Raw genomic sequence first — 12,375 nt, 5'->3', positions numbered from 1 at the left:
CCGGAAAACGGAGAATAAAGATTCAGGCAAATCAGGCCGGATGCACTTTTATCTTGACAGAATCCCAAGAACCTGTGTAGTTAGAAGAGTTTATCGTAAATAATTTACCAATGAAAGGAGTCTCAATCTTGGCAAACCACAAATCAGCTTTGAAGCGGGCACGCCAGAACGTGCTGCGGCGGGAACGGAACCGTATCGTCAGAACGCGAATGAAGAATGCCGTGAAACAGGTTCGGAGCGCGGCAAATGAAAACAGCAAGGATGCGGCAGTCGAGCATCTGAATCAAGCCAAATCGGTGATCGCCAAGGCCGCCAAAAAGGGTGTTATTCACCGGAATACTGCCGCACGAAAGATATCCCGTCTGGCCAAACTGGTTAATACCGTTTCTCTTTGACGCGGCATTGGGGGTCGGGTTTCCCGCCGGTTTTGAACCGGCGCAGACATCCGTTCTCAAAAGGCACGAAACGACCGGCGATACCCGAGGGAAAGGCCGTCTTTCGTGCTTTTTTTTTGAAGCTGCCCTCTCCTCCCCTATTCACGAGACCGGTGGGTGACGTCAGAATTTGTCTGTTATACGGCTGTAGACCGCCTCGGCAAGCCGTTGCGACAGCGCCCTGATGGCCTCGCGTTTGTTGTAGTCGGTGGCGATTTTTTCCGTCAGAATCCCGTAGGTTTCACTTTCGGATATTCCGTTTGCCGACCAGATGATCTCTCCGTTCCGATCTGAAAGACTCAGACTGACAACGGCGGTAATGCGCCGCTCGACGGACGTGATTTGACCGCGATAGGCGACGGTCGCCACAGGCATGGCGACAATGGTTCCGCTCAGGACGGCGTCCGCATCGTCGCTCTCCACCACGGTGTTCCCGTTTTTTGTGAATTCGAAGATCAGATCGTTGGTGAAGATGTGTTCAACCCCCGTTTCAGCGGTCCGGTTTTCAAGCATCTTGACCGAAACCGTCGAGATGTTTTCTCCCAGCTTTTCGCCGGCGGAGAAGCGATAACCGCAGGCGGTCATCGACAGAACAACGGCGGCGAGCATCCAGATCGGCAATGACCGGCGATGTCCCGAACGACGGTTGAACATGGGTCTCCTTCCAAGGGGCTAATTATCCCGACAGTCCGCTTCCGGACAACGTTTTCAAAACGTGAACAGCCCTGACCGGTTCCGCAACCCGTCAAGGTTACACGACGATATTGACCAGTTTGTTCCGGACCAGAATGACTTTTCGAACCGGGCGTCCTTCGATGAACCTCCGGACCCGTTCATCGGCAAGGGCCATGGACTTGATCGCATCGTCGTCGGCTTCGGGGTCGACACTGAACTTGCCCCTCAGTTTTCCGTTGACCTGAATAACGATGAGTATCTCGTTCCTGACGAGAGCGTTTTTCCGGTAGGACGGCCACGGTGCCTGCAGAACCGAGGGTTGATGACCGAGACTCTCCCATATTTCCTCCGCGAAATGGGGTACCATCGGTGAGAGGAGCAGGACTGCGGATTCGATCCCCAATCGCATCACCGCCGCTTTCCGGGGAGAGGCCCCCTCCCTTTCGACGGCGTACATGGCATTCACCAGTTCCATCACGGCGCTGATGGCGGTGTTGAAGTGAAAGCGGTCTTCGATGTCGTTGGTCACCTTCCTGATCGTTTCATGAATTTTCCGATAGATGTCGCGGAGTTCTTCGTCGAGGTCTTCCGGTGTGCCCTCATAGGGGGGGATGCCGTCGATAAGGGGGTTCCAATCGAGCACCAGGCGCCAAACCCGGTTCAGAAAGCGAAGTCCCCCTTCGACGCCCTGGTCGTTCCACTCCAGATCCCGTTCGGGTGGGGCGGCAAACAGACAGAAAAGACGGGTCGTGTCGGCGCCGTATTGGTCCATGAGCGTTCCCGGATCGATGACGTTTTTCTTGGATTTGGACATCTTCTCCACGCGACCGACGGTGACCGATCCGTTGCACAGTTTGCATCTCGGGCCGTCGGCTTCCCAGGTGACCTGATCGGGAAACAGATACCCGTGCTCCGGACAGGAGGTGCTCTCCTTGCAGACCATCCCCTGGGTCAGCAGCCGGGTAAAGGGTTCCCTGCAATCGATCAGTCCGAGATCATTGAGAACCCGCGTGAAATATCGGGAGTAGAGAAGGTGAAGAATAGCGTGTTCTACGCCGCCGATATATTGATCCACCGGCATCCAGTAGTCGACGGCTTTTCTGTCGAACATCCCCTCTTCATAACGCGGACTGCAGTAACGATCGAAATACCAGGAGGATTCCACAAAGGTATCCATGGTATCGGTCTCGCGTCGGGCTGAGGTATTGCCGCAGGCGGGGCAGACGACCCGGGCGAATTCAGGCAGCGTCGGCAAAGGCGACCTTCCGCCGTCGAGCAGGGATGCGTCCTCGGGGAGAATGATGGGCAGATCCGCTTCGGGTACCGGCAGAATGCCGCAGGTGGGGCAATGAATCATGGGTATGGGCGTTCCCCAATAGCGTTGCCGGGATATTCCCCAATCCCTGAGCCGGAAGCTGACGGTTTTTTTTCCGAGGCCCTCACGTTCCAGGTAGGCCGCCACTTCATCCAGTGCCTGACGATTGGACATGCCGTTGAAAATGCCCGAATTGACCATCTCCCCTTCCCCGGCATAGGCTTCGGTCATTGTAGCGGGATCCAGTTCCCGGTCCTCCGGGCTCACGACGACGATGATGTCGAGACCGTATTTCCGGGCAAACTCAAAATCCCGTTGATCATGGGCCGGGACAGACATGACGGCGCCGGTGCCGTATTCCATCAATGCGAAATTGGCGGCGTAGATGGGCATTTTCCGGCCGGTCAAGGGGTTGATGCAGTAGGCTCCCGTGAAAACACCCTCCTTCTCATAGGATTCCACTGCCCTGGCCGAACGATCCTGAAGCGCCGTCTTATCGACAAAGGCATCGATCGCGTCCGCTTCAGGCTTTCCCCGTGACAGCTCCACAACCAGGGGGTGTTCGGGGGCGAGGCACATGAAGGTCGCTCCGAAAACGGTATCCTGACGCGTCGTGAAGACCGAAACGGATTCGGCTGAGTCTTCGATGGGAAACCGGATTTCCGCCCCAACGCTTTTTCCGATCCAGTTTTTCTGCATGGTGGTCACCTTGTCGGGCCACCCGGGCAATGCATCGCAATGCACCAGTAGATCTTCGGCGTAGTCGGTGATCCTGAAAAACCACTGCCAGAGCTTTTTCTGTCGAACGGGTTTGCCGCAGCGCCAGCACATACCGGCCTCGACCTGTTCGTTGGCGAGAACGGTCTGGCAGGGTTCGCACCAGTTGACGAAGGATTCCTTCCGGTAGGCCATCCCTTTTTCATACATTTTGATGAAGAGCCACTGTTCCCATCGGTAGTATTCCGGCCGACATGTTGCGATTTCACGATCCCAGTCATAGGAAAAACCGAGCTGTTTCAGCTGCTTTCGCATGGCGTCGATATTGTCGTAGGTCCACGCGGCCGGGTGAGTGTCGTTGGAAATCGCGGCGTTTTCCGCGGGCATGCCGAAGGCGTCCCACCCCATGGGATGCAGCACGTTAAACCCGCGCATCCGCTTGTATCGCCCCACAACGTCACCGATGGTGTAGTTGCGAACATGACCCATGTGGATTTTTCCCGAAGGGTAGGGAAACATTTCCAAAAGGTAATACTTCGGCTTGCCGGGCGTCTCGCTGACCTTGAAGACCCCTGACGTCTCCCAATATTTCTGCCATTTGGCTTCGATGGTCCTGGGGGTGTATCGCTCATCCATTGTAACGTTTTTCCTCCTATCACATGACGATCAGGGGGTTCCGGGCCGTGGTCGCGTCACGTACCTTGATAACGGCCGCTCCTTTTCAAAGGGTTCCCGCATCGACGGCCTAACCGTTTGACAACATGTTCCCAATGCGTCCTTCCCATGGCATAATGTGGGGAAAATAGCAAGACCGAGACGGCTGGAAGGTGCTGTTCTCCGGGAGCGTGCGCCCCCCGCTGATGTCTGCCGGAGAGCGCCCTTTCCCGTGTCGGATCAGAAAGACGGCGACGTCCTCATTGTTTCTGCCGGTATCGAATCCGTTTCGGCAGGGCGACTTTACTGAAAAAAATTCCAATCAGTTGAAGGTCGAAAAGCAGGAAGCCCACGGGGATCACTGCCTGGGGAATGAAGAGTGACGCACCGGAAATGTGATTCACGCCAGGGTTCATGCTGTATGTGTGGCGAAGCATGATGAGAGACTGGTAGAATGCGAAGGAACAGAGCACGAATGCGGCCAGAATGATGGTCAGACTAAAGGTTCTTTGAACCTTGACAACCCCGTGTGAGAACCGGGCCTTACGTCGGGATCGACCGTCGTTTTTGAGCAGTTGGGCAGCACCCGCCATGACAACGGCGATCAAAAAATAGATCAGTGGTTTTTCGCTGATGAATGTCGAGAATTTGAATACGGTTCGTATAAATATTTCTACGGAAATCAGGGTGATGATCATGACCATGAACAGCATGGTCACGCAGTTTCCGGCTGACGCACAGGCATCGATCCAGCGGGAACCTTTTTGCTTAACAATCTCAAAAGGCATTTCCATAACTCCTATCGGTGATCGGACCAATCTTTATTACTGTCACACGAAATGGCAACAGCCGATCAAATCGGCGAACAATATAGTATCGGGTTCAAAAAAATCAAGGTTTTTTTTGGGCAATCACAGGGAGCGCAGGATGGTATGACCGTCCGTCGAAGGTGACGTAATGATCGGACTTCGGCACACCGAAGCCTCGTTGAACGGGCGATAAAATGGGTCATTTGCGGGCGTGGTGTCGCTCAATCACCCGAAGACGGTGGGTCCGTCTGACTTTTTTCCATATTTCCCGGACAATGACCATGGCCGGATCCATGAGTGGATAGTTCATCTCCCTCATATACCGCCTGCAGGACGACAGCAATGCCGGGTTTCCCCCGCCGTTCAGCTGAAATTCCTTCCGGATCGTCTCGGCCATGCCGACGTAAACAGGACCCAATTCGGACTCCGACAGGTGGGCCATGATCACCTTGTCCCGTAAGGAAAGATCCTGCAGCAACAATTCGACCACCGCTTCGACGTCTGTTGGAAAATCGAAGCGGTTGAGCTCATGATTTACAGGTTGAAACATCATCGTATCCCTCCTGGTGTCTGCTGTTCATGTCATGCATTCACTTTCGACTTTCATGATGGTAACCGGAAAGAGGTGCCGGGAGGATATGGTCCGCGCCCCTTCAGCGGTGAGTTTTAGTGCCGCTTAAGCGCCGCGGAGGGTCAGCGGCCCGGACTGTTTGAGCGCAGCGAGTTTCCGGGCCGCCCGGAGCAAGCTTTAGCGGCACTTGAACGAAACCGCGTGGGGCGCGGGCCGTATCCTCCCGGCACCGGCCTATGAAAGTCGAAAGTTGAGTCATGCAGTTTTTGATTCAACATCCGGTGATCACGAAAGTTAAACTCTAAAATAAACACGATATCGCGAAAATAAAGTGCGGACCCATCTCCTTCATATCCGATAAAATCCTTTTAAAACATATTGCAGATCAAAACATTATATGATAACCGTCACATCTTACGATGCGCGGGTCTATCGAGGCTTTTGTCGAGGCTTTTGTCCGAAGCCCGGCGACTGGATTCGCCCTGGATGAAACAGGTTGAATCGCATCCGACGTTCGGCCGGATCGAATGGTGTTAATGATTTGGGATATACTTCACAGCGGCGGATCATCCCTGTGGGGATGAAGGAAATTCTTTAACGATGTTGCTTTTGTCTGGAGGAAATTATGTATGATTTTCTGATAGGGCCCATGTTGGCGGTAACGCTCGTCGTGTTTCTGGGAGGAGTCGTGTACCGTGTTCGCCAGTTTTTCTCCCTGAGCCGGGAGGTTCCGATCGACCCGTCGGCCCTGCCGAAAACGATCGCGGAAGCTGTTGAAAAACGTGAAAAGGATGAATTTCTTCGCATTGATTCGGCAATGGACATGCTCTTGAAATGGCGCCTTCGTCTCAAGCGAACGATGCTGGGAAAATCCCCTGTCTTTTCTGCCGTGACCATCGTTTTCCACACATTGCTCATCGTTTTGCCCATTGTCACTGTCGGCCACAATATTCTTCTGGACGACTATTTCGGCATCAACTTCCCCACCCTGTCCGAGTCCACCGTTGACAATCTGACCCTGCTTTTCCTTGTTCTGGCAGGCATCTTTTTTCTGCGCAGGATTCTGGTCGCCAAGGTGAGGTCGGTCACCACCTATCGGGACTGGATTGCCTGGCTGGTGACGGTCGCACCGTTCCTCTCCGGTTACCTGGCTTATCATCAAACCTTCAACTACGATGTCCTTCTCTTGGCTCATATCATTGCCGGAGAATTGATGCTGATCGCCATCCCCTTCACCAAATTGATCCACATGCCGTTCTTCTTCTTTGCCCGGTTTCTGATCAGAAACGAGCTGACATTGGGAAACGGTACCCGAAAATGGGTGGAAACCACATAAAATACAGGACGGAGGAAAATTATGGATCCAGTAAAACCGGTAAATCAAGATGTCATCCGGGAAATGCTGAAGCAGAAGAAGAACATGGAGATTCTGGTATCGGTATGCGCCAGCTGCGGCATGTGCGCTGAAAGCTGTTTTCTTTACGTCAATAACGACAAGGATCCCAGCTATATGCCTTCCTACAAGGCGATTCATTCCTTGGGGAAGATGTACCGGAAAAAGGGGAACGTCACTCGTGCCGAACTGGAAGAGATGAAGGATCTGGTCTGGAACAAGTGTGTTCTGTGCACGCGATGCTACTGCCCGATCGGCATCAGTATTCCGAGCATGATTTCATGGGCCAGAAGCATCTGTCGATCCCAGGGCGTCTACAGAGAATATGATCAACCCAAGGTAGCTTAATCCCCATGTGAAGGAAGACGATAAGGAATAATTATTATGGACAGAATGTTGCTCAGCGCACTTGTACTTTGGTTTGTTGTTCTATCTTTTCTGGGGATCGGCAGCGTCGTCAAGACACCTGAAGCGCCTTCGGATGCACGCGCCGCCGCATATTTCCCCCATGACAGGCATATGGAGGTCGTGGATGGTTGCAACCGCTGTCATCACAGATTCGTCGACGGCGTCAATGTCCTGGAGGAAGATGAGTTGGACGGCGGCGAGGCCATGCGATGTCGAACCTGTCACACCGACGCGAATGCCATCGATGGGCGGGAAGCCTTTCATCGACAGTGCATCCAGTGCCACCGGGCCCTCGAAAAAGAGGGCAACGTCAGCGGGCCTCGGACCTGCGGAACCTGCCACCCGAAAACCGTGTCGGGTGATCTCGATGCACTGATCATTCAACGATAGTCACTCAACTCTATATAGCGGAGGCAAATAATGGTAAAGGGCAAAAGAAAACCTTTTGATGAAATTAAGGGTATGATCAAAAACCACAAAAAGGTTTTGAATGTCGGCTGCGGCGGCTGCGTGTCGGTCTGCTACGCCGGAGGCCTCAAGGAGGTCGCTATCCTGAATGATCAGCTGAACGCCTCTTTCAAGCAGGACGGTATCGACATCCAGATCGACGGCTACACCGTCGAACGTCAGTGCAACCAGGATCTTCTGGCAGAACTGGATCGGATCGTTCCCCGATATGACGCCATGATGTCCATGGCTTGCGGCGCCGGTTGCCAATACCTGGCGGAACGGTTCCCTCAGACACCGGTTTATCCCGCCATCAACACCATGTTCATCGGGGTGGATAAAGAGGTCGGCATTTTCGAAGAACGTTGCCGTGCCTGCGGTAACTGCGTACTCGGCTACACCGGGGGCATATGTCCCGTAACGCGGTGCGCCAAGGGGCTTTTCAACGGCCCCTGCGGCGGGACCAACATCACCAGCTGCGAGGTCAGCAAGGATATCCCGTGCGCGTGGTACGATATCTATATGCGCCTCAAGGAAATCGGCCAACTCGAGAACATCATGAAGATCAAGGAGCCGATGGAATGGCAGAACACGATCCGCGGCACTTTCGTCCAGCTGGGATACGAGGAGCGTTTTGCCGAGAAAGAAAAGAAGACCGGCTTTTTCAGTCGAATTCATTAGCCGTCAACGGGGCCTCTTGAAAAGATTGCTCAAAACGCTTGACATCTGCTGGGAAAATGGATTATTATCTGTTTACTATGAATAAGAATATGACGATGAAAAACGCAAACTGGTGGTGGCGGCACATGCAATTCGGTGTGCCCTGGGTACCGCTATAAGTTTGACGAGGCATCAGAAAACAACCAGACCGTGGGCATCACCAAACGCCCACGGTCTTTTGATTTGAGGGTCGTGGGAACAAACAGCCACGGCCCTTTTTTTTACCTCAAAAAGGACGCATTTCATGCTCATCAGTCGATTTCCTCAAAAATCAAGTTTCCTTCAGCTGGCGGAACGACACAATGTGATTCCCGTTTGTGCGGAGGTTCTGGCCGACACGGAAACGCCCGTTTCTCTATTGAGAAAAATCTACTCCGGAAAGGGTCCCGCCTTTTTGTTTGAAAGCGTTGAGGGCGGAGAACGATGGGGTCGCTACAGCTTTCTCAGCGCCTCCGCACGGGCCGAAATCCGGGTCTACGCCGATAGCATAACGGTCGAAACCGGAGGGCGAACCGAAACCATCGCTCACGGCGGAGAGCCGATGGTCGTTCTAAGGGCATTGATGCAACACTATCGGCCCGCGCCGATTCCGGAGCTTCCCAGGTTCTGGGGCGGTATGGTGGGCTATCTGGGGTATGAGATGGTGTCGTTTTTCGAAAACATCCCCAACCGTCTTCCGGACGATCAGCCCATCGCTCATTTTATCATTCCGGATAAACTCATTATTTTCGACAATATCCGACACACCCTTATGGCCGTCGTGATCGTCTTCATCGAGGATGCCGACGCTTCGGAAGCGATCTACCGCCGTGCCCTGACCGATCTGGAGGATCTCCTGTCCGAGACCGCATCCTGTATATCGACGGAGGTGAGGGTCGCCGACGGCGCCGATTTCAATCTCCTGCCCAGACTCGATGATGACGTCTACAGGGAAATGGTGAGAAAGACCAAAGCCTATATCCGGGACGGCGATATCATTCAGGCCGTCATCTCCCAGCCGTTCACCTGTACCGACCCCCCGGACCTGTGGACCCTCTACCGTGCCCAGCGATTCATCAACCCATCGCCCTACCTCTATTTTCTCCATCTCGACGATACGGCGCTGGTGGGTTCCTCCCCTGAAACCATGGTCCGCCTCGAAAACGGCGTGGCGTCCCTGAGACCCATCGCCGGAACGCGCCCCAGGGGCGAAAACGAACAGGAGGACCGCGCACTGGCAGATGAACTGCTTCAGGATGAGAAAGAGCGGGCCGAGCATCTCATGCTTGTGGATCTGGGCCGAAACGACCTGGGCCGTGTCGCCGAGGTCGGATCGGTCCAGGTGACGGACCTGATGGTGGTGGAACGCTATTCTCACGTCATGCATCTCGTCTCCAACATCTGCTGCGACATCAAGCCCGAATTCGATGCGTGGGATCTTCTTCGGGTGACATTTCCGGCCGGCACCTTATCCGGCGCTCCCAAGGTTCGCGCCATGGAAATTATCGCCGAACTGGAACGGGAGCCCCGGGGCCCCTACGGCGGCGCCGTCGGCTATGTCTCGTTCAACGGGAACATGGACATGGCCATCACGATCCGGACGGCGTGCGTTCAGAACGGTCGATTGACGGTAAGAGCGGGGGCCGGGATCGTGGCGGACTCGGATCCGGAAAAAGAGCGGATTGAAACCGTAAACAAGGCCGGGGCGATTCAACGGGCCCTGCAGTTGATGCACGGCGTCGGTGCATAGGACAACAGCGATGCGGAGGGATGTTCAATGCTGATTATGATCGATAATTACGACTCGTTTACCTATAATCTGGTCCAGTACCTGGAAGGGTTGGGAATGCCGGTGCGGGTTTTTCGGAACGACCAGGTGACATTGGCGGAAATTCAACGGCTCAATCCCGCCGGGATCGTGATTTCACCCGGACCGGGCCGCCCCGGTACAGCGGGGGTTTCCATGGACGTCATCCGTGCGCTGTCGGGGAAGATTCCCATCCTCGGGGTTTGCCTCGGGCACCAGTCCATCGCCGAGGCCATGGGCGGCAATATCGTTCCGGCAAAGCGGCTGATGCACGGCAAGACATCGACCATCACGGCCGACGGCAGAATGCTTTACCACGGCATCAACCAGCCGTTCCAGGCCATGCGTTACCATTCCCTCGCCGTCTGTCGAAAAACCCTGCCCGACTGTCTCGTCGTCACCTGCGAGTCCGAGGACGGCGAAATTATGGGGATCCGGCATCGGGAGCATCCGACCGAAGGTATTCAGTTCCACCCTGAATCGATCATGACCCCCGTGGGCAAGCGGCTGCTCAGAAATTTTCTGCGGTTTTCGGTCGACGGCGCCGGCAGGTCTTAGCGGCGAGTGATCAGCGATGCGAAGGTATCAGACTTTCAGTGAAATCGTCACTATCAATCATCAGCGGGAGGGAGACCATGTTTCGAACGTATCTGAACAGAATTGTCAAGCGTGAAAACCTGAACGAGTCGGAAATGTCGTTCATGATTACCGAGATTTTGTCGGGGAATGCCACCGACGCTCAGATCGGCGCGTTCATGGCGGCATTGGCCACCAAAGGCGAAACCTTCGAGGAGGTCGCCGGCGCTGCAGGCGCCATGCGGCGGAAAGCCGTGCGGATCCAGACATCGGGCGGCATGGTGGTAGACCCGGTCGGCACCGGCGGAGACGGCATGAACACCTTCAACATCTCGACAACCTCGGCCTTCGTGGTGGCGGGATGCGGGGTGACCGTAGCCAAGCACGGGAACCGCGCCGTTACCAGCAAGTGCGGCAGCGCCGATGTGTTGGAATCCCTTGGCGTCAAACTGGATACCGATCCTGAAATCGTCGAGGAGGCGGTCCGGGAGATCGGCATCGGGTTCCTGTTCGCGCCTCTTTATCACAGCGCCATGCGATACGCCGCCCCCGCCCGAAAAGAGGTCGGCATCCGCAGCATCTTCAACATGCTGGGGCCGCTCACGAACCCGGCAGGGGCCAACTGCCAGCTCATCGGCGTATACGCCCCCGAGCTGACGGAGATGTTTGCGGGCGCCCTCAAGCTCCTGGGCACGAAACAGGCCATGGTGGTTCACGGCCACGACGGGCTCGACGAGATCTCCGTGTGTGCCCCCACGCGGATTTCCGAGCTCCGGGAGGGTCTCATCCGGACCTATGATATCACACCGGAGCAGTTCTTTGGTCGAACCGCCGATCCAAAGGAGTTGCTGGGCGGAGGCCCCGAAGAGAACGCCGGGATCCTCCGACGGGTCCTCGCGGGGGAGCGGGGGGCGAAAAGGGACGTGGTCGTGTTGAACGCCGGTGCAGCGCTCACGGTGGCCCGGAAAGCCGGGGATCTCAAATCCGGGATCGCCATGGCCGAAGCCGCCATCGACAGCGGAGCGGCCGCTGGAAAGTTGGATGCCCTTGTTCAATATACCCGGGAGAATGGATAATGACGACCGACATTCTGAGCCGGATCGTGGAACAGAAACGCCTCGAGGTCTCCCGGGCGAGAGAGCGTCTCCCCGAAACGGAACTCCGCCGTCTCGCCGCAGCCCCGCGCAAACGGCGTCCCTTTTACGACGTCCTGGCCTCGGCAGGACCTTCGGGTGTCAATATCATTGCCGAGATCAAACGGGCCTCTCCCTCCAAAGGCGTCATCCGTTCCCGGCTGGATCCTTCCCTCTACGCACGTCAATACGAGGACGGAGGGGCCGATGCCCTGTCCGTCCTCACCGACGCGTCCTTTTTCCACGGGAGTCCGGCGGATCTGGCCCAGGCGCGTTCCGCCGTCCGTCTGCCGGTGTTGCGGAAGGACTTCATCATCGATGCCTACCAGATTTTCGAGTCGGCGGTTATGGGTGCCGACGCCATACTGCTCATCGTCCGTATCCTGAGCCCCGAACAGCTTCGGGAGTATATGGCTTTGGCAAAGGACAGCGGCATGGACGTCCTGGTGGAGATCCATTCGACATCGGAGCTTGAAACCGCGGTCGAGGCCGACGCCCGGCTGATCGGCATCAACAATCGGAACCTTGAAACCTTCGACACCGATGTCGGGCGAGCCTCCGCCATGGGGGGTATGCTTGGGCCGCCAAGGGTGGCCGTTGCGGAGAGCGGCATACGGAATCGGAAGGATATCGAACGCCTTACAGCCGCCGGTATCTTCAACTTCCTCATCGGCGAAAGCATCGTTCGCTCAGCGGACCCTGCCCGGTTTATTCGATCCCTGAAAGGATACTGATGT

At 55.6% G+C, this 12,375-nt stretch carries 13 protein-coding genes; 9 read left to right on the top strand and 4 right to left on the bottom strand.

Features of this window, described 5'->3' with window-relative positions; genetic code table 11:
• The first annotated feature begins 128 nt into the window (after positions 1-128).
• On the top strand, positions 129-395 hold the full coding sequence (gene rpsT / locus dmul_RS10420; protein ID WP_020878607.1) for a 30S ribosomal protein S20: 267 nt from the start codon (positions 129-131) through the stop codon (positions 393-395).
• A 162-nt stretch (positions 396-557) separates the two neighbouring features.
• Here the strand turns inward: rpsT and dmul_RS10415 are convergent, their stop codons facing one another.
• The 4 genes from dmul_RS10415 to dmul_RS10400 form a co-directional block, all read right to left on the bottom strand.
• On the bottom strand, positions 558-1,088 hold the full coding sequence (locus tag dmul_RS10415; protein ID WP_020878608.1) for an LptE family protein: 531 nt from the start codon (positions 1,086-1,088) through the stop codon (positions 558-560).
• A gap of 97 nt (positions 1,089-1,185) precedes the next feature.
• Positions 1,186-3,777: a leucine--tRNA ligase gene (gene leuS / locus dmul_RS10410; RefSeq protein WP_020878609.1), complete on the bottom strand. Its 2,592-nt coding sequence runs from the start codon at positions 3,775-3,777 to the stop codon at positions 1,186-1,188.
• Between the two features lie 278 nt (positions 3,778-4,055).
• Positions 4,056-4,583: a TRAP transporter small permease subunit gene (locus tag dmul_RS10405; RefSeq protein WP_020878610.1), complete on the bottom strand. Its 528-nt coding sequence runs from the start codon at positions 4,581-4,583 to the stop codon at positions 4,056-4,058.
• Positions 4,584-4,803: 220 nt separating this feature from the next.
• Complete coding sequence (locus dmul_RS10400; RefSeq protein ID WP_020878611.1) at positions 4,804-5,157, bottom strand: hypothetical protein; 354 nt, start codon at positions 5,155-5,157, stop codon at positions 4,804-4,806.
• Between the two features lie 643 nt (positions 5,158-5,800).
• Here dmul_RS10400 and dmul_RS10395 point away from each other — a divergent pair.
• The 8 genes from dmul_RS10395 to trpC all read left to right on the top strand — a co-directional run bounded on the left by dmul_RS10395 (position 5,801) and on the right by trpC (position 12,372).
• Positions 5,801-6,511 carry a hypothetical protein gene (locus tag dmul_RS10395; RefSeq protein WP_020878629.1) on the top strand — a complete coding sequence of 237 codons (711 nt, stop codon included), beginning with the start codon at positions 5,801-5,803 and terminating at the stop codon, positions 6,509-6,511.
• A 21-nt stretch (positions 6,512-6,532) separates the two neighbouring features.
• Entirely contained in the window at positions 6,533-6,916 is a 384-nt protein-coding gene (locus dmul_RS10390) for a 4Fe-4S dicluster domain-containing protein (protein WP_020878628.1), read from the top strand.
• A gap of 36 nt (positions 6,917-6,952) precedes the next feature.
• Positions 6,953-7,366 (top strand): cytochrome c3 family protein, encoded by a 414-nt coding sequence (locus dmul_RS10385; RefSeq protein ID WP_020878627.1) that lies wholly within the window; start codon positions 6,953-6,955, stop codon positions 7,364-7,366.
• A gap of 30 nt (positions 7,367-7,396) precedes the next feature.
• The gene (locus dmul_RS10380) at positions 7,397-8,104 is read left to right on the top strand and encodes a methylenetetrahydrofolate reductase C-terminal domain-containing protein (protein WP_020878626.1); all 708 of its coding nucleotides are present in this window, start codon (positions 7,397-7,399) and stop codon (positions 8,102-8,104) included.
• Positions 8,105-8,387: 283 nt separating this feature from the next.
• Positions 8,388-9,872 carry an anthranilate synthase component I family protein gene (locus dmul_RS10375; RefSeq protein ID WP_020878625.1) on the top strand — a complete coding sequence of 495 codons (1,485 nt, stop codon included), beginning with the start codon at positions 8,388-8,390 and terminating at the stop codon, positions 9,870-9,872.
• A gap of 27 nt (positions 9,873-9,899) precedes the next feature.
• Positions 9,900-10,487, top strand: a complete 588-nt coding sequence (locus dmul_RS10370; protein ID WP_020878624.1) for an anthranilate synthase component II — start codon at positions 9,900-9,902, stop codon at positions 10,485-10,487.
• A 77-nt stretch (positions 10,488-10,564) separates the two neighbouring features.
• On the top strand, positions 10,565-11,581 hold the full coding sequence (trpD, locus tag dmul_RS10365) for an anthranilate phosphoribosyltransferase (RefSeq protein ID WP_020878623.1): 1,017 nt from the start codon (positions 10,565-10,567) through the stop codon (positions 11,579-11,581).
• Positions 11,581-12,372 carry an indole-3-glycerol phosphate synthase TrpC gene (gene trpC, locus dmul_RS10360; RefSeq protein WP_020878622.1) on the top strand — a complete coding sequence of 264 codons (792 nt, stop codon included), beginning with the start codon at positions 11,581-11,583 and terminating at the stop codon, positions 12,370-12,372. The genes trpD and trpC overlap by 1 nt, the downstream gene beginning before the upstream one ends.
• Positions 12,373-12,375 lie beyond the last annotated feature (3 nt).

Source organism: Desulfococcus multivorans, assembly GCF_001854245.1.
Lineage (GTDB): Bacteria > Desulfobacterota > Desulfobacteria > Desulfobacterales > Desulfococcaceae > Desulfococcus > Desulfococcus multivorans.
Note: the sequence above shows the minus strand (reverse complement) of the source record. Positions and strands in the feature narration are given on the sequence as shown.